Genomic DNA, 24,506 nt, shown 5'->3' with positions numbered 1-24,506 from the left:
CCTGCCGCTATGCTTATTGCATTGGGCAGGCCTTTTTTGATGGCTGACGTTTAAAGATGTCTTAAGTTTAAAGATGACTTATGTTTATAGGGAATTGCGCTCCGCAGGCCACAGCCACGCTGCACCGCGCACGCCGCTCGAATCGCCGTGTTTGGCTTTCAGAATCGGCGTTTCACATTCGCCGCCAAACACCCACTGTTTAATCAGCAACGGCAGCGTTTTATAAAGACGATCGACATTGCTCATGCCGCCGCCAAGCACGATGACGTCGGGGTCGAGAATGTTAATGACGCTAGCCAACGCTTTTGCCAAACGGCGCTCATAACGGCCCAACGCCAGCTCTGCCACCGGATCGTCCTGCTCAACTAATTCCATGATTTCCGAGCCTTTTAGCCGCTGACCCGACAGGCGAAAATAGTCTTCGGCAAAGCCGGTGCCTGAGACAAAAGATTCGATGCAGCCCGCTTTGCCGCAGTAGCACGGCACTTCCTGCTGGAAACGAATTTCGTCTTCGTCCATCCACGGCAGCGGATTATGGCCCCATTCGCCCGCGATGCCGTTTCCACCCGCGTGCGCTTCGCCGTGCAAGGCAATGCCCGAGCCGCAGCCGGTACCGATAATCACCGCGAAGACCGCTTTTTTGCCTTCGCCCGCGCCGTCAGTCGCCTCGGAAACGGCTAAACAGTTGGCGTCATTGGCAATTCTTACCTCGCGATTAAGCAGCAATGACAGGTCTTCATCCAGCTTCTGGCCGTTTAACCACACTGAATTGGCATTTTTTACTTTGCCGGTGAAAGGCGAAAGCGTGCCCGGGATCCCCAGACCAATACTGCCGCGATGCGCCGTATGCTGTTCGGCATCGTGAATAAGTCCTTCAATCGCTTTTAAGGTGCGCTGATAATCATTGCGCGGCGTGTCTACGCGCTTGCGAAACAGTTCGTGACCCTCTTCAGAAAGGGCGATCACTTCTATTTTAGTACCACCGAGATCGATTCCAATACGCACAAGCTTTCTCCATTGCCGGTTATTTTTATCTGTTAAGTCTATAACAATATTCGCGGCTTGCGGGGTGCAGCGCTCCGAAAAGGCTCGTCCTGCACAAGCGCACTTTTCTTAAGGACTGGAGCCGCTCAATTGGGTATCATGCCGCCCTGCTTACCATTTATGTACACGCCGCGAGCGTGACGAGACAGGGATAACATCATGTTATGGTTTAAAAATTTGTTGGTTTATCGCTTAAGCCGTGAAATCTCACTGTCTACCGACGAGATGGAAAAACAGCTCAGCGCCTTCACCTTCACCCCTTGCAGCAGTCAGGATATGTCGAAAACCGGTTGGGTTTCGCCGATGGGTTCGCAAGGCGGCGACGCACTGACTCACGTGAGTAACGGCCAAATTCTGATTTGCGCGCGCACAGAGGCTAAAATTCTGCCCTCTTCCGTGGTGAAGCAGGAGCTGAATGCCAAGATTGATCAGATTGAAGGCGAACAGCACCGCAAACTGAAAAAAACCGAGAAAGATTCGCTGAAAGACGAAGTGCTGCACACGCTGATGCCGCGCGCCTTCAGCCGTTTCAGCCAGACCTTCATGTGGCTGGACACCGTTAATGGTTTAATTATCGTTGACGCCGGAAGTGCCAAAAAGGCCGAAGACATGCTGGCGCTGCTGCGTAAAAGCCTGGGTTCGCTGCCGGTAGTGCCGCTGACGATGGAAAATCCTATCGAGCTGACGCTGACCGAATGGGTGCGCTCCGGCGAAACGCCTGCTGGTTTTGCCTTGCAGGACGAGGCCGAGCTGAAAGCAATTCTGGAAGAAGGCGGCGTGATTCGTTGCAAGAAACAGGCGCTGGTCAGCGACGAGATTGCCAATCACATCGAAAGTGGCAAGCTGGTGACCAAGCTGGCGGTCGACTGGCAGGAGCGTATTCAGGTGGTATTGGCCGACGACGGCAGCATCAAGCGCCTGAAATTCGCCGATATTATTCGTGAACAGAACGATGATATCGATCGCGAAGATTTCGCGGCGCGCTTTGATGCAGATTTCATTCTGATGACGGGTGAACTGGCGGCGTTGATCAAAAATCTGATTGAAGCGTTGGGCGGCGAAGCGCAGCGTTAAGCAAGACGACTTATTTAAAGAAGATTAACGGTTGAAAGAAGATTAACGACCGAAAGAAGCAAGGTTGCACGCGAAGAAGGCGTGCAACCCATTTACCTGAACCTAAAATTATTTAGACAGGTATTTACATAAATAGGAGCTGGATTCAGGCACCTGAAGATTAAACTCGCTGTTACCCGGCACGTAAAACGTCTCACCCGCCGTGAAGGTTTGCCAGCCTTCGGAACCCGGCAGCAGCACGGTCAGTGTTCCGCTGACAACGGTCATCTCTTCCGGCTTGGCGGTCCCAAAGGTGTATTCACCCTTCACCATTACGCCTACGCTCAGTGAGCCGAGACTGTCGCTGTCAAAACCAATCGACTTAACCTTGCCTTCAAAATACTCATTATTTTTCAACATAAAATGGGTCCTTCGCGAGAAATATTCAGTGTTCAGAAACTCCATCTTAGAGTCAGAAGCTAGCCGCTGTCACTGATTATTATTACGCTATTGCCGCTCTCGACAGAGGCTGCGAAACGCATCACATAAGCAAGTCGGCAGCAAGCTTAACCACCAGCGAATTTGAGAGCATTACTGGAACATTGAGATGTTGCTGGATTATATCGGCGTGACTTTGTCGATATCCGATACAATCGAGCAATACCAGCTGTGCACCCTGCTCTTTCAGCGACAGCGCGGCGGCAACAAGTGTCGGCTCATCGGCCTGATACGGGCTGGCGATGGCATAACATGGCGCTTTGGCCAATCCGTTCCACTTGCTGCCCTGATGGGCGATTTGTTCAACCACCGGCACCACGATGCCGATTTGATGCGAACCGACCAGCCCGGCAATCAGCGGCGGAATGATGCGATCCGGCTCCAGCAGCAGCGCTTTTTCGGCTTTCAGATGATGAAACACGCCGGTACATAACAGCAAGATAGTGCTGCAACCCAGGCCTTCAAGCTCATTAATCTTTTGCTGCAACGCCTGCTCGACGCGCGTCGAGGCCAGTCTAACCTGCGTGCCGTCGAGTAGCCGCGACACCAGCACGTCTTCTTGCGGCTCGGGCGCAAAACGGGCGTCGATTTGCTCGTGCGTCAATCCGTCGAGCAGGCCCGCATGAATAACGCGGTCGCGCGGCAGGTGTTGGTCGAGCAGCGGCATAATGTCGGTGCGCGGTGCCTGACCGATGGTCAACGTCGCAAAAGATATCGGCATGTTTTTAATGTCGGCATGGTTTTAATGTCGGCATGTTTTGATCTGGATATAGATTTAATCTCGGCGTTGCAGGTGACTCAGGCTGCCATACAGTGACAACAGCAGCTGATATTCTTCGGCATCGTAGAACTGGCAGGTGCCACGACCGAACTCTTTCGCCACTTCAACGGCAAATTTCACCGTCAGCGCGATGTCCGTTTCATGGCTCGCGCCCGTGCCGCAGCCCGGCACCACAGACTCGGCGGTGATCGCCACGCCAACAACCGGCACGGTGGTCGCGGTAGAAGGCTGAAGAATACTGTTGAGATGATGCACGCCGTTGCCGTAAGGCGTGATGTCCTGCGTGGTAATCGGGAAGGTCACCGCCGGACGGCCGCTGGTCATCTCCATAATGCGCAGCAGGTCTTCGGAGACGCGAAGAATGTAGCCCTCTTTTACCGTCGGCGACAGCGCATATCCTTTATGGTTGATGATGCGATTGCCTTTGGTGGTATCGATCGAGAGGATAGCGTCAACGCCGTCGACCACTTCGTTGGCATTCATGGTGACGTCGTCGATAGGCGAGTCCATGAAATCAACCGGATCGTGCGGGCGGGTCGGCGCGTTCGGGCAAATATGGGTGGTAATAATCACGTCGCCTGCCAGCACGTCACCCTTGCGCTGCATGTCGGCCAGCTTCAACGCGCTGCTGATGGCGGCAATCGCGCCGTCCGCGTCGGAAACTACGCCAATGCGGGTTGGTCGCGCGCCAATGCCGCCGAGTCGACCAATAATGCCGAGCGTTGGCGCGTCGCCGCCGTGAGTTTTACCGGCACTGCCCGGAATCGTAATGTGAACGAAATCCGTCGCGCCCTTTGCGCCGCTTACGCGGTGCGTGGTAGCGGTAACGCATGGATAATCTTCAAATAAATCGACGACGTCCTGTCCGCTGACGTGGGCGTTGTCGATCAACTCGAAGACGGTCAAAGTCTGTAGCAAGCTCATGGCATTTCCTCTGAGACGAGGCGGTTGACGCCCAACGGCGCGACAGCAAAACAACCGCCTCAATCCGACTCTCTTTAAGAGTCGTGTTGTTTAATAACAGAGCTGTCAATGCAGCTCTTGTAGGCCCTGGTGTTGACGCAGTACTTCTGTTGTTTTGAGAACTACTTACCTTTACTGCTGAATATCGAGTTGAAGAAGCTGTACAGCGCGTCACCGGCGATAAACCCGGCGGCGAGAATTTCCATCGGCGTGCGGCCTTTTTCACCCCAGATACGTATGATCAGAATACGCAGCACAATGCCGAGCACCACGGCATAACCGGCCATCACGCTGTTGATCAGTAAACCGGTGGCCAACAAGACGCCGAGCTGACGTTTTGGTCCGCCGATCAGCTGAATAATCGCGCCCGGAATTGCCCACATAAGCAGGCTGAGCGCGATGCCAGGCTGCGCGCCGGCCTGAATGGTTTTGGCATAAACGCGCGCCACCGGCGGGACTAAATCTTGGGCAAAGTAGCCGATGTGGGCAAACCAGACCACGGGGATAGCAATAAGGAAGGCGATTAAGGCGGCAAACAGCTGGATGCGGCGTCCGGCCAGTTCGGCCTCAAGATTTTTGCCGTAACCTCGCAGAATAAAACCGGCCTTTAAATCAAAGCCCATGTCGGCGAAAGCGGGTCCGGTGGCGGCGGTAAAGCCGGTGAGAATGCACAGCGCGACAGGCGGAAAGCCAATCAGAATGCCGACGATAAGCGTAATCAGCGCGACGGCAAAGGCCGGAAACCAGCCAGAGTGCATCGCGGCAATGCCGACAATCAGCTCATGGAAGAAGGCGGCAAAGGCGGCGTAAAAAATAAAGCCTATCAGCATCGTCACCGACATTTCGGTATAAATGCCGCCCGCCAAAGCCAGCACGGCGGCGATAGCAACATAGCCGAACGCGCCTAATCCCAACGCCTTACGAACCTCTGTACCTGACTGGGTAAACGCGGCCTTGGCGTCATTATTTTTGCTGCGAATAACCTGAATCACCTGAAACAGTGAAACCAGCCCCGCGCCGACCATCATGCCATGTGGAATATACAGCGCATTGATATCTATACCTGCAATCGGTTGCGCATAAGCGCGAATCAACAGGCCAATACCAAACATGCCGAGCGCCCAGATATTGCCGATAAACGCCGTGCCGAACGCGGCCATCGGAATTTTAAGCATCGCGCCGCCGAGACCAATGACCACGCCGACCACCAGCAACCACGCCTGACGCCCGCCCTTGTCGCCCGCTTTGATAGCTTCTGCCGCCGCCACGCCCGGAGGCCACGCGTTACTGGCTGGAAACACCTTGGTGTCAAACATTCGGTACAGCAGATAGGCATCGAGCAGCATGGCGACCGACACGCCAATAAACATAGGCAAAATCAGCTGCGGCTGGCCCATAACATAAGGAATGGCTATCGGCATCAGCAGGCTGTTGGCCGCGCCAAAGGTGGCGGAGGAAATAACGGTTTGTGCGAGATTTTGGGTGTGAATAGAACGATAACGTTGAAAGGCTTTCATCGGCACGCGCGCCAGCAACATGGCAAACAGTGCGCCGATAATTGAGGTATTTGGCGTGACGCCGAGAGTAGTAATAAGCTGAACGCCAATAATCGCGCCCAAAATCGAGAGTAAAATCATTACTGCCAGCGTGCCTAACTCTGTTAACGGATTATAACTTCCGTCGGCTACCTTGCTGTCCGTGCCAGTGTTGCCTGTCATAAAATCCCCTGCTGTTGGCGAAAGTGCAATGTTTCCCTGATGTTGGCGCGTTTTCTTATTGGCATGGACTCTTTTTACAAACGAGTTCCTCTGCCTTAGCGCTCTGGTGTTTTTAAAAGGTGTTTAAATTTTTTAATAGAATTTATTTAAAATCGTTCAATTGAAACGTTCATTTCTTACTTTCATTTCTTACTTAAATAAATTAATAACGTAAAGCTTATTATTTTTCAGTGCGTTACCGGTCTATAGCCAGCGATCGTCACCGAGTTTTTCAGCCATCTGTCGTGTGACAGCGACTATTCCTTCGCGAATGCCGGTTGGCAAAGCGTCGCCCTGGTGTGGCGATGGGAATGATAAACACAGTCCCACAGTTTCGTTGCGATGTTTGTTAGCAATGCAGGTCGCCAGCGAGCTGATGCCCTGCAAGGTTTCGTTATTGGCAAACGCCCAGCCTTTTTCACGAATTGCGGCCAGAGAGAGCAGCAGCGCATCGAGCGTTTGCGGAGAATTCGGCGAGTTAACCCGATAACCGTCGCGATACCTTTCTACTACCTGTTCGTCGGTATGTCTTGCTAAAATCGCCCTTCCTATGGCCGTTTCGGCGGCGGGCAGCAGACTTCCCGCGGGCGTCACCACCTGCAAATAGGTGCGGCCCGGGAACATGCGCATCACCATAATCTCGCGGCCCTCAAGCATCGAAATATAGCCGGTGCACTGAGTTTGCTGACTCAGCTGCGCCATCGCAGGCGAACAGGCATCAACCAGCGGCGTAGAAAGATAGTGGCTGGAAACCGCCAGCAGCAGATGTCCAATCTTGTACAGTTTTGAATCAGGGTCACGCTCAAGGAGTCCCTGCGTTTCCATCGTCATCAACAGACGCGAAACGGTGCTTTTAGGCAACCCCAACTGTTCGACAACCTCACTAAAAGAGAGACCGGGATGCCCCTGTCTAATCCCCTTCTGTGCGAAAAGCTTAAGTACGGCAGCAGCGTTTTCTAAAGTCGTCACGGCGTGAGTTCCACTATGCGGAACCGAGTTCCTAGTTAAGATGTTTTAAAAACTAATGCCGATAGTGATCAGCGTCAAGTTGTTTATTTTTTGATAGGGTCAAAAAAGCAGCGAATTATGACTCTTGCCCCCTTTTAGGGAGAAATTTCGTTGTAGTAAAAGTCGCTGGGCAGTGAAAAACACTACTGGAAGGTCGACAAGCAGTCTGATGCTCTGAATTTCAGAGAAACGTTTCGCTGGCGGTTCACAGAGGAATTTTTATAGAAATGCTGGGCTTCAGGAGGGGGAATTTGATAGCGCGTAAAACGGGATGGGCGAGTTGTTAGCTGCCTTAATGTAAAAGAATGCCTGTCTGAATGCTTAATTATGCACTGCCTTAACAAAAGGCAGTGCTCAGCATTTAGTCGGCGTCTTCGTCTTCGTAACGACGTTTTGAATCTTCAGCTTCTTCACGAGTTTCATGTTCACTAATGAGCGTATCGGGCTTTGGATGATCGGCACGCAGTTCATACCAGGTTTCAGTGTGGCCCGGTTGTCCTTTTTCGACGGGAATGATTTGAGCGGTACGCGGATACGGCGGTTTGCTAGGCATAGAGAACTCCTGTAAATAGGGCGTGTTCGTTAAGTATAGACAAGCCAACACATTTACCGGTGTCTGGAGGCTCGGAAGCCTCCTAAAAGATTTACAAAATGTTAACTAGCGGGCGATTTGCAGCGCAAGAGCATCGAGAATATCTTCAACAATGACTGACGGCTGATGGGTGCCGTCGAGGACAAAATGCGCGGCTTCCTGATAAAGCGCCTCGCGTTCGTTAAGCACCTGCGAGATCTCTTCATTGATAGGCTTGCCGGTCAGCGTTGGCCGTTGATCTTCCTGGGGCGCGTCTTCAAGGCGATGCGCCAACGTGCTGGCCGGTGAACGCAGATAAACGACCTGCCCCTGCTCGCGCATGAATTGACGATTTTCTTCAGCCAGAATCGCACCGCCACCGGTTGCAACCACGGTATTGGGGGCGCTGATATTTTGCAAAGCGAGCGTTTCACGACGACGGAAACCTGACCACCCTTCACGAGCGACTATTTCTGCAACGCTAAGTTGAGATGTTTGCAGCAAATAAATATCCGTATCGACAAACTCATAGCCCAACGCTTCTGCGAGAGCCTTGCCGACCGTTGTTTTACCTGCGCCACGAGCGCCGATCATGAAAATGGGTTGCGTCATTACCGCTTTCCTTATGTGCCAGAAACATCTTTAAACCAGAGTGGCATCATACCGATAAAAAATAGATTGGCAATCCCTGTAAACGTTATGTAAAGTTTATGTTACATTAATAACCCTTATATTATAAGGGCTTACATACATATACCAACGCGGGTGGAAAGTTTTTTACTACTCGAATTTTCTTCCAGCTGAAATAGCGTGACAGCATTTTTTCCGATAGGCGACTGTATTGAAAGAGGATAAGTTCGCCGTCGTTTTGCTTAAGTCGCTGCTGCGCACGTTGTAATATTTTCATACTGATGCGCGTCGGAATTGAAAGCAGCGGCAGACAACAGAAAATAGCGTCGAAATCGCCTTCGAGATGCTCAGCGGAGTGTCCCATCACCAGCATGCGCTGATCGTCGATAAGATTAAGCTGGTGAATAAAATTGGGTTGGATTTCAAAAGCCTGTAGCTGGGCGTCGGCACGCATTTTGCCGAGGATCCGCCGGGTAAGCACGCCATCTGCCGCGCCGAATTCAGCTATCTTTAACGACTTGGCCCAATTGACCTGATTTACCATCGCCTGACACAGCCACGGCGAAGACGGTGCCAGCGTACCAAAGGTGCGCGGTGAGGAAATAAAGTTCTGCAAATAAGAGAACTGATTTTTGATGGACTTACGCGTAGCGTTAATTGTCATTCTCGTCGCATTGATAGTGAGTCGTGTGGTATTCAGCATAGTTAAAACCCCCTGGAAAAGTAGACCCCCATCACGCTGAAAAATTCTTAATTAAGAATTAATTACCCCACTTATTTTGCAAAAACTTTTTCGCTGTTTTTCAAAATGAGAAAGGTCTTAATTATTTCTAGTCACGTCATTTTCAGAATGTCGGAAATTAAGTTTTTTACATCATGCCATCTTTTCGTTCTTTAAGGTAAAAGTCATCCTTAAGCGACAAAAATAAGAATAGGTGAAGTCATTGTGATTCAAAAAATGAGATTAAGAGAGGCGAGTAGTTAAGGGAATATAACGGAATTTAATTCGCAGAGGGAGATATTTTCAATGAAAGCAACGTGTTGTTATGTGTTAACAATGTTTATTGAAAAATAATGATTTGCCGCCGAGTGAGACACAGGGGACAGAAGCGCTGGCGTCACTTCTATTTGAGGGTATCCCCACACTCGGCGGCTTTTTCTTGCAGTGAAGATTAACTATAGCTTACTCATGGACTTACTGCTTGCTGCTCCTCACACGCTAATGCCGGAGGCGATTAACGGTAAAGTTCAACGCTGGCGCGCGGCAGGCTTGAATCGCCCGGGGTGCTCACGCCGATAACACGATAATGCGTCGCGCCTTCTTCAGCGGCTTTCTGGTTTACCTGGGCCTTCAGACTCATGTCAGCGGTGTTGTCTGCTCGCACGTCGACGACGCCGAGTGATTGATAGTTATTGCTATTAACTTGAGACTGATTGATTTCAGTCGCGGCCAATGCCGAGAATGACGCGGTAGTAATCACTGCTGCTGCAAATAATGGTAAAAGTTTCATGGGATGCCCCTTCATTGTCATTTAACAATACAGTTATCGACTGTTTTTTCCGGCTTGTTTGTCGACTGCATTTTTTGTTGGCTGCATTCTTTGAAGTTTGCAGAAACAAAAGACGAGGCCAGTAATAGTCGATGATTAATAGGTCAGGATGTTTTCCTTGAATTAATTATCGTTCATTAAATGAAAACGAGTGAGGGAGGAAGGTAAAGATATTTAAGCTTTATGGGAGAAATAAGGAGAGGATGCGAACAAATATTTCAACGATGGGCAAAAATGGGGAAAATGTCATTAAAAAGCACGCTAATGGTGCAAGACGCCAATTTAATAAAGCTGATTCATTAAATTTGAGATAAGTAACGTAATGGGCTTTCAGTAGATTCGCATAAATCGACGCTCGATAGCAATCGCTGTTATGATTCTTTTTAACGTTCTATATTTTAAAAATAATCTAAAAGAGATCCTCTAGGGAGAGTGTGATGGCAGGAAGTAGCCTTTTGGCTTTGATTGATGATATCGCGTCAATTCTTGATGACGTTGCGGCAATGAGTAAAGTGGCCGCCAAAAAGACCGCCAGCGTGCTGGGTGACGATTTGGCACTCAATGCACAGCAGGTTTCAGGCGTTAAAGCCGACCGCGAGCTGCCGATTGTCTGGGCCGTGGCAAAGGGTTCCTTGCTGAACAAAGCGATTTTAGTTCCGCTCGCCCTGCTGATTAGCGCCTTCGCACCTTGGGCGATTACCCCTCTGTTAATGATTGGCGGTGCCTACCTTTGTTATGAAGGCTTTGAAAAAGTCGCGCATAAATTTCTTCCGCACGACAAAGAGGCCGAAGCGCAGGAAAAAGCCAAGCTGAAAGCCGCCAGCCAGTCGCCTGAAGATTTGGCCAAAATGGAGAAGGACAAGGTTAAAGGCGCCGTGCGCACCGACTTTATTCTTTCGGCTGAAATCATCGTTATCTCATTGGGTACTGTCTCCAGCGCGCCGTTTATTGATCAAGTGATGGTGATGGTCGCGATTGCGATCGTCATGACGCTCGGCGTTTACGGGCTGGTCGCGGGCATCGTTAAAATCGACGATGCTGGCCTGTATCTCAGCAAGCTGACCGGCGAAAGCGGCGTCATGAATCTGGTGCGCGGATTTGGTCGCATGATTGTCAACGCCGCGCCGCTGCTGATGAAAACGCTCTCTGTCGTCGGTACGTTCGCCATGTTTTTGGTGGGTGGCAGCATTATTAGCCACGGTCTGCCGTTTATGCACAGCCTGCTCGAAGGGTTCACTGAAGGTCATCAAGGCTGGGTGAATTCGCTGATTACAGGCGCGACCGATTTGGTTACGGGCATTATCGTCGGTGCGCTGGTGCTGTTGGTGGTCACGATTGGCGGTAAGCTGTTTGGTAAAAAGTGATGCCTGATAGCGGGTTAATATTCAAAAAGGCGGGCCTGTTTAGGCCCGCTTTCTATCTAATAGAAAGCCATTTTAAACAGGCCGCCAAGCGATCATCAGTCATCGTTTAGCAACCCGCCGTTAGAACCGCGTTGCCTCAATAAATACGGTATCCGCCTGAAAAGTACCGTCTTGCTGAATCGCAAAATATTGCACCACTTCCTCGGACGAGACTTTTTGCAGCTCGCGAATCGCCGTCACAAAATGAGCTGGCGTGTTGAGTCTGGCAATCCAGCTACTGAATTCCAACGCCAGCTTGCCGTTGTTCAGCGCTGAGGTACGCAAACCCGCCTCGTTGAACATTTGCGCCCATTCGCCCGGCGAGTAATTTTTCACGTGTGAAGTGTCGCGCAACTTTTCGACCACCTGCAAATGAATGTCCAGCACCGGATGGCCCGGCGATGCGACATCCATCATGATGACCTTGCCATGCGGCTTCAAAATACGGCGCACTTCACGCAAGGCCTGACCCACGTCGTGCCAATGATGAGCAGAATAACGGCTGATCACCACATCAACGCTGCCATCGGCAAACGGCAGCGATTCGGCATAACCCTGCTGCGTTTCAATATTATCGAACTCTTTCTCGACGGCCGCCTGCGCGACTACCGCCAGCATTTCTGCCGATAAATCATAGGCAATAACCTTTTTGACCTTCTTCGCCGCCGCAAAACTCGCGTGCCCTGCTCCACAACCCAAATCGACCACCAGCGCGTCTGGATGTGCGGCCAGCAGCGTTGTCAGCTTCTCCAAGTCAGCGCCCTGCGCATGAACCGCGCTGGTTAAATAATTTTTGGCATTCGGGCTGAACTGCTGGCTAACACTTTCGGCGTGGCTGATTTTATTGCTCATTATGCTTCCCTTTTATGATGATTCGCTCAACGTTCAGCCACTCTACCCCTGCTTTTATACGGGTACAATATGACGATTTATACTAGTATCAATGACTCCCTGCCTTATCTTTATTATTAATGAGCCACTCTTTTAGCAGGCATATAACACGATGAAAGCGACGACTCAGACTATCGATCCCTTATCCGGTCCCAAGGCGCTCGGGGCTTTTTTACGTGCTCATCGCGAACGCGTCACGCCAGAAATGGTCGGGCTGCCGCAGTCCGCGCGTCGTCGAACCCAAGGTCTGCGACGCGAAGAGCTGGCGCAAATCAGTGGTATCAGCACCACTTGGTATACCTGGATTGAGCAAGGGCGCGAGGTGTCGATTTCGGCCGCGACGCTGAGCCGTATTGCGCTGGCGCTCAGGCTGCAACCCGCCGAGCGGGACTATTTATTCAGTCTGGCGGGGATTAAAAATCCTGATGAATCGGCTCAGCCACGGCTTCCCGACGAGCATCTGATTCAAAGCGTTGATCAGCTAAATTGTCCGGGTTATCTGCTCGACAGCAGCTGGAATATGCTGGCGTGGAACGCGCAAACCGAGCAGCTTTTCGCGGGATGGCTGGACAACGATCCGCAACCAAACCTTCTGCATTTTATGTTTTTGCATCCGCTGGCGCAGAGCTTGCTCGTCGATTGGGAAGGCCGCGCCAAGCGCATCGTGGCGGAATTTCGTGCTGAAACCAGCCATTACGCACATTCCGACGAGATTCGTCAGCAGGTGCTACATTTACGCGAACAAAGTAGCGTGTTTAATCAGTGGTGGGCGCAACAGGAAGTTTTGGCGCGGGAAGGCGGCGAGCGGCGGTTTGTTCATCCATCGAAAGGGGCGATACGTTATCGCCAGCAAACTTTTATTCCCGCCGGAAGTCGCGAGTTAAAGTTGGTGATGCTCATCGAACTTACTGATTCATAAGCCACTTAACACTATTAATTGCCTATTTGATAATCTCTTGAAGAATGTGTGAGTCTGCATTATTTTCTGGTTAGAGATCTTCGAGTGAAGCGGATTATAAGAGGATGAAAACGATGACGAGCCGCATGATCTATCAGGATGACCATCTGGAAATTCGTGTTCCCACTGAACTGGAAGCGCCGCTGCATTTTGAAGCGATTCAAGCTTCCTATAAAGAGATTGCGCTCTGGGAAAGCTGGTGCAGTTCAGGCTACAGCCTTGAAGATAGCCGCACTTATCTGATTGATTCCTTTATCAAACGCCAGCGCGGGCAAGAGTATCGCTATTGTCTGTACGATCGCCAGAGCGGAAAAATTATCGGCTCGGTGGCGTTAAATCGTATTGTTCCAGAATATAAAACGGCTAATATCGGTTACTGGATCCGCAGCGAGTTTACTGGCCGTTCGCTTGCCGTGACCGCCGTTAACGCCATCGCCCGCTTTGCTTTCAACGAGCTGGGTTTAACCCGCCTCGAAATCGTCGCGATGGAAAAGAACCATCGTAGCCGTAGAGTGGCCGAAAAAGTCGGCGCAGTCGATGAAGGTTTACATCGTAACCGCCTCTATTTACAAGGAAAGCCTAGCGATGCGTGGATCTATTCTTTGATCCCGTCCGACCTGCAAAAGCTTCGCTGAAACACGCTGACTTATCGTCATTGACAACAGGATCAGGAAATAATGAGTTCATCTATCGTTTCGACCGACTGGCTGGCGGCCCATCTTGATGCCGACGGTCTCGTCATTATCGACTGCCGCAAATCAAAGCCTGGCATTACGCCGCCCATTGATTTTAAAGGCAAATACCTTGAGGCGCACATTCCGGGCGCGATCCATATCGAGGTCGATGATATTTCCGATTGCAGCACCGGCCTGCCTCATATGATGCCGAGCGCGGCGGCGTTTGCCCAGTCGATGAGTGAACGCGGCATCCGTAATAACAGCGCGATTATTCTTTACGATGAAGGCGATTTATTCAGCGCGCCGCGCGTCTGGTGGATGCTGACCCGCTTCGGCGCCTCTGACGTGCGTATTCTTGACGGCGGCCTGAATGCCTGGCTGAAAGAGCAGAAACCGACGGAAAGCGGCGAAAATACGCTGCCGCCTTCAACTTTTAATGCCCATCTCGAGCAAGACGTGGTGGTTAATGCGCAGCAGGTTAAAGAGGCGCTCGGTAAAACGCAGATTATCGACGCCCGTTCACTCGGACGTTTCCACGCTGAACAGCCGGAGCCGCGCGCGGGTCTGCACGGCGGACACATTCCGGGCAGCCTCAGCGTGCCTTTTACCGAGCTGACTGAAGACGGAAAAATCAAATCTCCACAGGCGCTGAAAGAGACCTTTTCGCGTTTAGGCGTCGACGTTACGCAGCCGACGATTGCCAGCTGTGGTTCTGGCGTTACGGCCACCGCGCTGCTGTTCGGACTGCATCTGATAGGCGCTGAAGAGGTGAGAATCTATGACGGTTCCTGGGCGGAATGGGGTGACATTAACGAAGACTATCCGATTGAAACGTAGAGTAAATCTGGAATCGCTGACAAGCTTATAGCCAAAAAAAGGCCCGCATCAAGTGCGGGCAGAACAAACTGGTCTATCAGAGAGAGTCTATCTTTATTTTGGGGTAACACTGCCAACTAGTGTAGATCGTCTTGCTGGCAGTGTTGTTATTAAAATGTAATCAAATAATATTTTAATTGTTTAATTTAGCTTTTCAGACTTTGCTGCAACAGCTGGTTAAAAGTTTCAGCCGAGCAAAATCCTTTATTATCAATAGGACAGCCCTCGGCTTGCAGCACGGTACTTTTCATCGGACTCTTTAAGCTATACGTGCTGTTGTTGCGAATTTGTACAGCCGTCGGGTAAACGTACTCGATTTTCATCAAATCTTTGTTGGTCTTTTTATCATGCCAACGCTGGAAAACGACTGCGCCAGCGATAGGCGTACGCTCGTATTGGCCTGACAGAGTGAAATCCTTGATTTTCAATGCCGATAAAAACGCGGCAATGTTTGAATCATGTCCCACCATTAAGGTTACCCGCGCCTTCTGCGCCGCCTGCTGATCCTCGGTTTTGGCGAGATCTTTATCCAGCACGCCAGCCATAAAGTTTAGCGTCGGCCCGCCAGCATTGGTCGCAACTTCACGCGAACTAAACAACGCTTTCTGATCGGCATTCTTAAACGACTCAACCTGCTTCCACTGTTCCGGCGTACTTATTTGGCCCCACGCCACGTCTTTCATCGGCAGGCCTTCATAATATTGCAGCATAAAGGCATCGCTCACGCCCGTGCCCAGCGCCATCGGCCCTGAAATACCGGGTTCTTTGCCCTGCGTCAGTACCAGTTTCGACGGCTGAGAGGTCAGGTCGCAGACTTTATCCTCTTTACAAGTTTTAGAGTTTTTAAAATCCATCACCTTTTCAATCAGCGCGTAATTACCTTTCAGACTCTGATTCAGGCCATCGAGGCCGCCTTTTCCGGCCTGTTGATCTGTCGATTCAATCGCGCCCTGCGAGAATTTTTCGTCGACGGTCGCGGTGATTATTGGGTTAAAGACAGGGTCCATTTTGCCCACCTCAACGCGATTCACCACGGGCAGCTCGCAGCCTGGAAACGCACCGGCAAGGAAATGCTTCGCGGTATCAATGGTGCGCGGCAGGCTATTGGCGTAGGTAAACACCTCCTGCGGCTGCGGGCAACCTTTGGCAGACAGCAGATTATTTTTGGCTAACCACAGGCGATAATAGTGCCCGACGTGCTCCTCAACCTTTCCCCCTTTTGGTGTTAACAGCCCGCCTTCCGTGCTCCATGTCGGCCAAGTACGCGTCGTGGCGTTACCTAATGCGTTGTTATAGTTGGCTAAAGGCGCTCGAATACTGTGACGACTAAAGATCAGCACCTGCTGGAGTTCTAGCTGACTTTCTGCGGCCATCGACGGCAAAGAAGTCAGGGCAGCGGCGGCAATCGTGGCGGATAACAGATATAAACCTGGTGCAGAGCGGGAAGAACGTTTCACGTGACTCTCCTGTGCAGAGGAAATTGGGGCTTGATTTAGCCTCTTGAGTTATAGCGGGTTCCATTCATGAAACACAAGGTATTAAAAACAAACGGTTAAAGAACGAATAAAACAGACAGACGCCAGCATAAGCGATAGAGGAACAACTAACGGCGATCTGGCTCACAGCCTTGATCGCCAAGTAAATTTAGTGCGCACCGCTAGGGATTTCATCTTATTGCAGTCGTTTTGCGAGCAGGCTCGAGTGGAATCTACCCGCTCGAATAATGAGCGAAAAGTAATATAAAAAAATCATCCTGACGCCTACTTTAGCCGCTATCCGGCCACTCATTTGGCATCAGAGAAATAACAGCATGATCATTTCAAAGCAAAATATGCTCACCGTAATGTGTTTGTTTCATCGCGCGGTCAGCATTCTGGCAGGGCCCGTTTCCTATGTCGGCGAGCAGTTAATGAAGGTAGGAAACAGCCGCCAACGGCCTCACTCACTGGACGCGCCGAGCCTGATACACGACAAACTTGGCCGCTATCAGCGAACTATCCAGCAGGCGCTAAGCCAATACGCCGACAATGAACCCATTTTTCGAACGCTGGAGAAAAGTCGTGAAAGGTATCGTGTTCAGCGGAGCTGCATAAAAGCTGTAATTGGTGACCTTAATTCACTGAGCGAGGTTATCAGGCCACAAATAGAGGAGAACGATGTTTGTGGGCAAATGAACGAATTAAATACCTTGGCCGAACAAAAACTCGGCGTAACGCTAAAGGCGATTTCGCCCTCAAACTGTCTAAAATTCTGTGATGACACGCAGCGCCAGCTCAATGAAAATAAAGATATTTTGGCATTTAGTAATAACTATCTTGAGTTTCAAAAAGAGGTCATGGAGAGAAACCAGCCGACGCAAGCCAATTTAACGCCCTATCGCGAAGTGATTGACGTTAAGCAGCAGGCTGTAAGGCAAACGCTGCACCATATCCAGCAGTTGGACCAGGAGTGTAATTCGGTGCTCGATAATGAAGGCCGAAACATTGCCAGCTCGCGCGAGCTTAAACAAAACTTTGACCGCGATTGCCTGCCCCATTTTAGGGGTGACATTCACTACCCTACGTTTCCGACCACGCCGGATATCGCCTACGACGGCGTGAGTCGCCATCGTGCAAACCTGATCAACACCTGCCGAGAGATGCTGGTCGAACACATTGAGCTGGCGCAGACGGAAATTTGGCAAAAAAAATCCACAGGCCAAGGCGCTGTGGATTTTCAGGATTTGCGTGGTCAACGCTAATGTAAAGGCTTATGTAAAAGCTAATTAACCAAGCTGTTTACGCGCGTTGCGGAACATGCGCATCCACGGGCTGTCTTCGCCCCAGTTTTCTGGGTGCCACGAGTTGCTGACGGTACGGAATACGCGCTCTGGGTGCGGCATCATCACGGTGACGCGACCAGAGAGGTTAGTTACCGCGGTGATACCGTTCGGAGAGCCGTTCGGGTTCGCCGGATAGTTCTCGGTAACTTTACCGTTGTTATCAACAAAGCGCAGTGCGACCAGATTCGCGTGCTCAAGCTGAGACAAATGCACGGCATCACGCACTTCAACGTGGCCTTCACCATGTGACACGGCGATTGGCATATGCGAACCGGCCATGCCTTGAAGCAGCAGCGACGGGCTGGCAGTGACTTCAACCAGACTGAAACGCGCTTCAAAGCGATCGGACAGGTTGCGCACGAAACGCGGCCAATGCTCGGCACCTGGAATCAGCTCTTTCAGGTTAGACATCATCTGACAGCCGTTACATACGCCGAGCGCCAAGGTCTGTGGACGATGGAAGAACTCTTCGAATTCGTCACGTACGCGCTCGTTGAACAGCACAGACTTGGCCCAGCCTTCACCGGCGCCCAGCACGTCGCCATAAGAGAAGCCACCACACGCCACCAGCGTATGGAACTCTTGCAGGTCACGACGGCCCGCCAGCAGGTCGCTCATGTGAACGTCTACGGCATCGAAGCCGGCGCGATGGAAAGCGGCCGCCATTTCGACGTGGGAGTTAACGCCCTGCTCGCGCAGTACGGCAACTTTCGGACGCGCACCGGTCGCAATGTAAGGCGCTGCTACGTCTTCTTGTGGGGCGAAGGTCAGATTGACGTTTAGACCTGGGTCATTATTGTCTTTCTTGGCTTCGTGCTCCTGATCGGCGCACTCAGGGTTGTCGCGCAGACGCTGCATCTGCCAGGTGGTTTCGGCCCACCAGGTACGCAACGTGCTGCGGCTTTCGCTGAACACCGGCTTGTCGCCAGAGGTGATAACGAAACGATCGCCCTGCTCGACGCTGCCCAGAACGTGGGTGCAATCGCCCAAGCCGTGCTGTGCCAGAATTTGCTCTACCTCGGCGCGTTGCTCGTTACGGACCTGAATCACGGCGCCCAGCTCTTCATTAAACAGCGCGGCCAGTGCAGAATCGCCCAGCGCTTTAATGTCGGCGGTAATGCCGCAGTGACCGGCAAAGGCCATTTCAGCTAATGTAACCAGCAGGCCGCCGTCTGAACGGTCGTGGTAGGCCAGCAGTTTCTGCTCGGAGACCAGTTTTTGCATGGCGTTGAAGAAGCCTGCCAGCTGCTCGGCGCTACGCACGTCGGCAGGTTTGTCGCCCAGTTGACGATAAACCTGTGCCAGTGCGGTCGCACCCAGCGCGTTGTGGCCGTTGCCCAAGTCAATCAGCAGCAGCGAGGTGTCACCCTTGTCAGTGCGCAGCTCAGGTGTCACGGTGTGGCGGACATCTTCAACACGCGCAAAGGCCGTGATAACCAGCGACAGTGGAGAGGTCATCTCGCGCTGTTCGGTGCCTTCCTGCCAACGCGTTTTCATTGACATGGAGTCTTTGCCGACCGGAATAGTGATACCCAGCGCCGGACACAGCTCTTCGCCCACGGCTTTAACGGCCGCGTACAGGCCTGCATCTTCGCCCGGGTGACCCGCAGCGGACATCCAGTTTGCAGAGAGTTTTACGCGTTTGAGGCTGCCGATTTCGGTCGCCGCAATGTTAGTTAATGCTTCACCCACGGCCAGACGACCAGAAGCCGCGAAGTCGAGCAATGCCACTGGCGCACGTTCGCCCAGAGACATCGCTTCGCCGTGATAGCTGTCGAGACTGGCGGTGGTTACCGCGCAGTCAGCAACAGGGATCTGCCACGGACCGACCATCTGATCGCGTGCGACCATGCCGGTTACCGAACGGTCGCCGATGGTAATAAGGAAGGTTTTCTCGGCCACGGCAGGCAGATGCAGAATACGGTTAACCGCTTCGGCAATCTGAATGTTTTCGCCATTAAGCGCATCGCCAGCAGCTTTCAGAGTCTGCACGTCGCGAGTCATTTTCGGCGTTTTGCCGAGTAGCACGTCGAGCGGCATGTCGATTGGCTGGTTGTCGAAATGACTGTCTTCCAGCGTCAGGTGCATCTCTTCGGTGGCTTCACCGATAACGGCGTAAGGCGCGCGCTCGCGTTTACAGATAGCGTCGAACTGCTCCAGCTGGGCTGGCGCAACGGCCATTACGTAACGTTCCTGCGACTCGTTACACCAGACTTCGAGCGGGCTCATGCCCGGTTCGTCGTTAAGAATATCGCGCAGCTGGAAGCGGCCACCGCGTTCGCCGTCGCTTACCAGCTCAGGCATGGCGTTGGACAAGCCGCCCGCGCCCACGTCGTGGATAAACAGAATCGGGTTCGCTTCGCCCAGCTGCCAGCAGCGGTCGATAACTTCCTGACAACGACGTTCCATTTCTGGGTTGTCACGCTGTACGGAGGCGAAATCGAGGTCGGCATCAGACTGACCCGAAGCCATTGAAGAGGCTGCGCCGCCGCCCAAACCGATGTTCATGGCAGGGCCACCCAGCACGATCAGTTTCGCGCCCACGGTGATTTCACCCTTTTGAACGTGATCGGCACGGATGTTACCAATACCGCCCGCCAGCATAATTGGCTTATGATAGCCGCGCAGTTCTGGGCCATTATGGCTGTTGACCTGCTCTTCATAGGTACGGAAGTAGCCTAGAAGTGCCGGACGGCCGAATTCGTTGTTAAATGCCGCGCCGCCGAGAGGGCCGTCGGTCATGATTTCCAGCGCGGTAACGATGCGATCAGGCTTGCCGAAATCTTCTTCCCAAGGCTGCTCGAAACCAGGAATACGCAGGTTGGAAACCGAGAAGCCAACCAGGCCCGCTTTCGGTTTAGCGCCGCGTCCGGTTGCGCCTTCGTCACGGATTTCGCCACCGGAACCGGTCGCGGCACCCGGCCACGGAGAAATCGCAGTTGGATGGTTGTGCGTTTCGACCTTCATCAGGATGTGTGCGTCTTCCTGATTAAAATCGTACAGGCCCGTTTCCGCATTTGCGTAGAAACGGCCAACTTTTGAGCCTTCCATGACGGCCGCGTTGTCTTTGTAGGCAGACAGTACGTGATCCGGCGTTTGCTCAAAAGTGTTCTTGATCATTTTGAACAGCGATTTTGGCTGTACTTCGCCATCGATAACCCAGTCGGCGTTAAAGATTTTATGGCGGCAGTGTTCGGAGTTAGCCTGCGCGAACATGTACAGCTCGATGTCGGTCGGATTACGGCCCAAATTGGTAAAGGCATTAACCAGATAGTCGATTTCGTCTTCGGCCAGTGCCAGACCCAGCTTGATGTTGGCCTGTTCTAGCGCCACACGGCCTTCGCCGAGCAGGTCGACGTGCTGAACAGGTGCCGGCTCGTGCTGGGCAAACAGTTTTTCGGCATCGGACAGTTCGCTGAAGACGGTTTCCATCATGCGATCGTGCAGCAGTGCGCCTAGCGTCTGCCACTGTTCTTCGGTCAGTTGTGGCGCCTGGACATAGAAGGCCAGACCGCGCTCGAGACGCAGTACCTGCGCCAGACCGCAGTTATGCGCGATATCGGTGGCTTTCGAAGACCACGGCGAAATCGTGCCCGGGCGAGGTGTTACCAGAATCAGACGGCCAACAGGAGCGTGTTCGGCGAGAGAAGGACCATATTTGAGCAGGCGTTGTAACTTGGTTTGTTCATCCGCAGTCAGCGGAGCGCTGACGTCGGCGAAGTGGACGAATTCTGCGTAGACGTCGTCTACCGGAAGCTTGGCTTCCTGAAAACGGGAAAGCAGTTTATTAATGCGAAAAGCCGACAAAGCGGGCGAACCACGCAGTATTTCCATAATCAAATATCTCTCGTCTTCGAAGCAACTGACCGTAGGTGCTTCATTGGGCGCAACAGGGGGAAAACGCCGGCTATTATAGAGAATCCTCGAGCGCGACGAAACCGTTTGCGCAGGGAATATTAATAATACCTTTAACCTCACAGTTTACAGGGGTTATTTGGAATAAAGTTGCAGATTGTCGTTTTGTTGAGCAAAATGCGTCGGCACCAGGATGTAGACCCCTTTTTTAGCACTGTTTTATCTTATTAAAAGAATAGCGCCGCAGAGAGATAACTATTTGAAGCGCATAAAAATTACCTATTTTGTTGTAGGCCTTATAACCCTGCTTCTGGCACTCGCGCTTTGGCCGAGTATTCCATGGCAACGTGGGTCCGGGGACCAGCTGCAAAACATACTTTCCCGTGGAGAATTGCGCGTCAGTACGCTCGACTCTTCGCAGACCTATTTTAATGGCAATACCGGTGACCGGGGATTTGATTATGAATTAGCCAGCCGCTTCGCCGATTACCTTGGCGTCAAGCTGGTGTTATCACCACATAAAGACATCGAAAGTCTTTTTAACGATCTCAAAAGTAATAAAGCCGACATGCTGGCTTCGGGGCTTATCTATAATCCCGAGCGTTTAAAGTCGTTTCGTACCGGCCCGGAGTACTACACCGTCTCCCAGCAGGTTCTTTATCGACAAGGCTCGGTGCGCCCAAAATCCTTTGCCGATCTCAGCAATAATCTGGTGGTTTCTGCTGGCGCGGCGCATATCACTACGCTGGAAGAAGCCAAAAAGAGCTTTCCCGACCTCGATTGGGGCGTCACACACCGATACTCGCCCGCCGAGCTGATGCAGCAGGTAGCGCAGGGAAAACTCAAATATACGCTGGGCGATTCCGTGACCGTGGCCTTGTTACAGCGTGTCTATCCACGTCTTGCGGTTGCGTTTGATGCAACCGAAGACGAGCCGGTAACCTGGTATTTCAATAAGAAAGAGGACGACGATAGCCTTTACGCGGCCATGCTCGACTTTTACAGCCAAATTTCAGAAGACGGAACGCTGGAGCGGCTGGAAGAGAAGTATCTCGGCCACGTGGGAGAATTCGATTTTGTCGATACGCGTGCCTTCCTTAATAGCATTGATGCCAAGCTCAATAGTTTGCAGCCGTTATTCGAAAAATATGCCGATAAAATAGACTGGCGCCTGCTGGCGGCTATCTCCTATCAGGAATCCCACTGGGATCCGAGTGCCACCTCGCCGACCGGTGTGCGCGGCATGATGATGCTGACTCGCGCGACCGCGCAGGGTCTTGGCGTGGCTAATCGGCTCGATACAGAAGAGAGTATTCGCGGCGGCGCCCTGTATTTAAACAAGATAATCAATACCTTGCCGACTTCAATTGCCGACGACGACAAAATCTGGTTTGCGCTGGCGGCGTATAATATGGGCTACGGACACATGCTCGACGCCCGCGCGATGACGGCGGCGCAGAAAGGGAATCCTGACAGCTGGGTCGATGTGAAACAGCGTCTGCCGATGCTCAATCAAAAACGCTATTACAGTAAGACGACTTACGGCTACGCGCGCGGCACGCAGGCGTTTAACTACGTCGAGAATATTCGTAAATACCAGATAAGTCTCGTCGGCTACCTGCTGGAGAAAGAGAAACAGAAAGCCGCCGCAGCCCTGTTACAGACGCAGATGGCGGCGGGATATCCGGCAGTCAATGTTCAGGAGTTGGCAGGCGCGGGCAGTTAAAAGCTGCTCGCGCGGGTCGGAGAATAACGTTCGCTAATCAGATGATAACGTTGGCTAATCTAATGAAAAGTCCGCTAATCAGATGATGAGTTTCGTTATCTGAAGATGATCGTTATTCGGAGGATAAATCGCTGGCGGCGTCGCGCTGTGCCTTGCGTAGCGCTTTTTGCTGGCTTCGGCGCATTTTGAAAAATTCGCTTAGCTGGCTGGAACACGCCTCGGCCAGCACGCCAGAAGAGATATCAATCTGGTGATTCATTCCTGGATGACGCAGCACGTCGAGCAGCGAACCTGCCGCGCCCGTTTTCAAATCGGCCGCGCCGTAAACCAGGCGGCGAATGCGGCTGTGAACCATCGCGCCCGCGCACATTACACAGGGTTCAAGCGTGACGTAAAGCACGGCATCCAGCAGTCGATAATTTTTTACCACTACACCGCCCTGCCGCAGCGCCATAATTTCGGCGTGCGCCGTAGGATCATGATGACCTATCGAACGGTTCCAACCTTCGCCAATCACTTTATTATCAAGCACTAATACTGCGCCTACCGGCACTTCACCCGCATCCTGCGCCTTTACCGCCAGCGCCATGGCATGCTGCATCCAGTATTGATCGCTGTGTTGCTCAGTCACGTAAACCTCACCCTCTCCAAAACGGCGGCTATCATACACTGCCCGCACCGGCAGACACAGTATAGCTACCGTTTTAGTTCACAAAGGAGAGGCGAGCTTTTGCAGGAGCAGCTTTACTAGGCGCAGCATTTATTCCAGCTGTTGAAGTTCGCCCTGCTTGCTAACGCGAAAACGGTGCTCGCAGAAGAATAACAGTGGGTTGTCCTGCTTGCTGTCGCTGTAGCCGCTGTAAAGCTTGAGTGGCGAACCGATGCGTTGTTCGAGTTGAGACACTTTTTCTTCTCCGAGACAGCGCATTGCCAACACCCAACCACCGCGTCGACGCGCAATTCGGCTGCCGACCAGCTTGACGTGAGGAAGAAACGGCGAGGCGTTATAAACCTGCTGGACAAGGTTTTCGGGGGAGCCCGTGATCAGCCAAACGTCGGCGTCGCCGTGCTCGAGATAATCCCGCAGGCGCATTTGTACCACCGGAAAAGCCACCACTTTTTGGCGGAACCAATTAACGAAGCTCAGCTCAAGCGCTTTTAATCGCGCCTCGCTATGCCCGAAAGTGATGGACCAGAGCAGCAGACTCATCGGCCAGCGCTCGGCGCGCCCGCACAACGCCAGCCCAATCCCGATAACAGGCAGCAGCGGGATCACTAACAGCAGGTTTTGCGGCATTCTCCACAGCAGAAAACGCATAAAAGTGCCGAACATGTCCTGCTGATGCAAGGTGCCGTCCAGGTCAAAAAACACCACCCGTCGATCCGTCTTCGCGCTCAATCCGTTACCCCCGGGATAGTTTAACCCCATAATTTAGCGAACATT

22 protein-coding genes are annotated in these 24,506 nt (G+C 52.2%); 7 read left to right on the top strand and 15 right to left on the bottom strand.

Going from position 1 to position 24,506, the window contains the following annotated elements:
- Positions 1-84: 84 nt before the first annotated feature.
- The gene (gene mak / locus SC206_RS13890) at positions 85-1,005 is read right to left on the bottom strand and encodes a fructokinase (RefSeq protein WP_332738029.1); all 921 of its coding nucleotides are present in this window, start codon (positions 1,003-1,005) and stop codon (positions 85-87) included.
- 198 nt (positions 1,006-1,203) lie between these two features.
- On the opposite strand from mak, the gene rdgC reads away from it, so the two are divergent.
- A complete protein-coding gene (gene rdgC / locus SC206_RS13885) occupies positions 1,204-2,118 on the top strand; it encodes a recombination-associated protein RdgC (protein WP_332738028.1) in 915 nt (304 codons plus the stop codon).
- Between the two features lie 108 nt (positions 2,119-2,226).
- Here rdgC and ppnP read toward each other — a convergent pair whose 3' ends face one another.
- The 9 genes from ppnP to SC206_RS13840 form a co-directional block, all read right to left on the bottom strand.
- Complete coding sequence (gene ppnP, locus SC206_RS13880; RefSeq protein ID WP_332738027.1) at positions 2,227-2,517, bottom strand: pyrimidine/purine nucleoside phosphorylase; 291 nt, start codon at positions 2,515-2,517, stop codon at positions 2,227-2,229.
- Between the two features lie 121 nt (positions 2,518-2,638).
- The gene (locus SC206_RS13875) at positions 2,639-3,316 is read right to left on the bottom strand and encodes an AroM family protein (RefSeq protein WP_332738026.1); all 678 of its coding nucleotides are present in this window, start codon (positions 3,314-3,316) and stop codon (positions 2,639-2,641) included.
- Positions 3,317-3,370: 54 nt separating this feature from the next.
- The gene (locus tag SC206_RS13870; protein ID WP_332738025.1) at positions 3,371-4,300 is read right to left on the bottom strand and encodes a DUF1177 domain-containing protein; all 930 of its coding nucleotides are present in this window, start codon (positions 4,298-4,300) and stop codon (positions 3,371-3,373) included.
- Positions 4,301-4,461: 161 nt separating this feature from the next.
- Positions 4,462-6,057 carry an OPT/YSL family transporter gene (locus SC206_RS13865; protein ID WP_442976093.1) on the bottom strand — a complete coding sequence of 532 codons (1,596 nt, stop codon included), beginning with the start codon at positions 6,055-6,057 and terminating at the stop codon, positions 4,462-4,464.
- A 243-nt stretch (positions 6,058-6,300) separates the two neighbouring features.
- Positions 6,301-7,065: an IclR family transcriptional regulator gene (locus tag SC206_RS13860; protein ID WP_332738024.1), complete on the bottom strand. Its 765-nt coding sequence runs from the start codon at positions 7,063-7,065 to the stop codon at positions 6,301-6,303.
- 400 nt (positions 7,066-7,465) lie between these two features.
- On the bottom strand, positions 7,466-7,657 hold the full coding sequence (locus SC206_RS13855) for a YaiA family protein (protein ID WP_332738023.1): 192 nt from the start codon (positions 7,655-7,657) through the stop codon (positions 7,466-7,468).
- 105 nt (positions 7,658-7,762) lie between these two features.
- On the bottom strand, positions 7,763-8,287 hold the full coding sequence (gene aroL / locus SC206_RS13850; protein WP_332738022.1) for a shikimate kinase AroL: 525 nt from the start codon (positions 8,285-8,287) through the stop codon (positions 7,763-7,765).
- A gap of 121 nt (positions 8,288-8,408) precedes the next feature.
- Positions 8,409-8,969 carry a class I SAM-dependent methyltransferase gene (locus tag SC206_RS13845; RefSeq protein ID WP_332738236.1) on the bottom strand — a complete coding sequence of 187 codons (561 nt, stop codon included), beginning with the start codon at positions 8,967-8,969 and terminating at the stop codon, positions 8,409-8,411.
- 571 nt (positions 8,970-9,540) lie between these two features.
- Positions 9,541-9,816 (bottom strand): DUF1471 domain-containing protein, encoded by a 276-nt coding sequence (locus SC206_RS13840; protein WP_332738021.1) that lies wholly within the window; start codon positions 9,814-9,816, stop codon positions 9,541-9,543.
- Between the two features lie 476 nt (positions 9,817-10,292).
- On the opposite strand from SC206_RS13840, the gene SC206_RS13835 reads away from it, so the two are divergent.
- A complete protein-coding gene (locus SC206_RS13835) occupies positions 10,293-11,219 on the top strand; it encodes a DUF808 domain-containing protein (protein WP_332738020.1) in 927 nt (308 codons plus the stop codon).
- A 120-nt stretch (positions 11,220-11,339) separates the two neighbouring features.
- Here SC206_RS13835 and SC206_RS13830 read toward each other — a convergent pair whose 3' ends face one another.
- The gene (locus tag SC206_RS13830; protein WP_332738019.1) at positions 11,340-12,110 is read right to left on the bottom strand and encodes a class I SAM-dependent methyltransferase; all 771 of its coding nucleotides are present in this window, start codon (positions 12,108-12,110) and stop codon (positions 11,340-11,342) included.
- 151 nt (positions 12,111-12,261) lie between these two features.
- Here SC206_RS13830 and SC206_RS13825 point away from each other — a divergent pair, with 151 nt between their 5' ends.
- The 3 genes from SC206_RS13825 (at position 12,262) to sseA (ending at position 14,621) form a co-directional block, all read left to right on the top strand.
- Positions 12,262-13,068 (top strand): helix-turn-helix transcriptional regulator, encoded by an 807-nt coding sequence (locus SC206_RS13825; RefSeq protein ID WP_332738018.1) that lies wholly within the window; start codon positions 12,262-12,264, stop codon positions 13,066-13,068.
- Positions 13,069-13,181: 113 nt separating this feature from the next.
- On the top strand, positions 13,182-13,742 hold the full coding sequence (locus SC206_RS13820; RefSeq protein ID WP_332738017.1) for a GNAT family N-acetyltransferase: 561 nt from the start codon (positions 13,182-13,184) through the stop codon (positions 13,740-13,742).
- A gap of 42 nt (positions 13,743-13,784) precedes the next feature.
- The gene (gene sseA, locus SC206_RS13815) at positions 13,785-14,621 is read left to right on the top strand and encodes a 3-mercaptopyruvate sulfurtransferase (RefSeq protein WP_332738016.1); all 837 of its coding nucleotides are present in this window, start codon (positions 13,785-13,787) and stop codon (positions 14,619-14,621) included.
- Between the two features lie 185 nt (positions 14,622-14,806).
- Here sseA and agp read toward each other — a convergent pair whose 3' ends face one another.
- Positions 14,807-16,117, bottom strand: coding sequence for a bifunctional glucose-1-phosphatase/inositol phosphatase (gene agp, locus SC206_RS13810; protein WP_442976092.1), 1,311 nt, complete (start codon positions 16,115-16,117; stop codon positions 14,807-14,809).
- Between the two features lie 353 nt (positions 16,118-16,470).
- On the opposite strand from agp, the gene SC206_RS13805 reads away from it, so the two are divergent.
- Positions 16,471-17,400, top strand: coding sequence for a hypothetical protein (locus SC206_RS13805; RefSeq protein WP_332738015.1), 930 nt, complete (start codon positions 16,471-16,473; stop codon positions 17,398-17,400).
- 24 nt (positions 17,401-17,424) lie between these two features.
- Here the strand turns inward: SC206_RS13805 and purL are convergent, their stop codons facing one another.
- Positions 17,425-21,315, bottom strand: coding sequence for a phosphoribosylformylglycinamidine synthase (gene purL / locus SC206_RS13800; protein ID WP_332738014.1), 3,891 nt, complete (start codon positions 21,313-21,315; stop codon positions 17,425-17,427).
- Positions 21,316-21,595: 280 nt separating this feature from the next.
- Between purL and mltF the strand changes: the two genes are divergently transcribed.
- Complete coding sequence (gene mltF / locus SC206_RS13795; RefSeq protein WP_332738013.1) at positions 21,596-23,062, top strand: membrane-bound lytic murein transglycosylase MltF; 1,467 nt, start codon at positions 21,596-21,598, stop codon at positions 23,060-23,062.
- A 112-nt stretch (positions 23,063-23,174) separates the two neighbouring features.
- Here the strand turns inward: mltF and tadA are convergent, their stop codons facing one another.
- The gene (tadA, locus tag SC206_RS13790; RefSeq protein WP_332738012.1) at positions 23,175-23,732 is read right to left on the bottom strand and encodes a tRNA adenosine(34) deaminase TadA; all 558 of its coding nucleotides are present in this window, start codon (positions 23,730-23,732) and stop codon (positions 23,175-23,177) included.
- Between the two features lie 90 nt (positions 23,733-23,822).
- Entirely contained in the window at positions 23,823-24,491 is a 669-nt protein-coding gene (gene yfhb, locus SC206_RS13785; RefSeq protein ID WP_332738011.1) for a phosphatidylglycerophosphatase C, read from the bottom strand.
- Positions 24,492-24,506 lie beyond the last annotated feature (15 nt).

It is taken from the genome of Rouxiella sp. T17, from assembly GCF_036663475.1.
GTDB lineage: Bacteria > Pseudomonadota > Gammaproteobacteria > Enterobacterales > Enterobacteriaceae > Rouxiella.
This window is presented reverse-complemented; position numbering and strand designations above follow the sequence as displayed.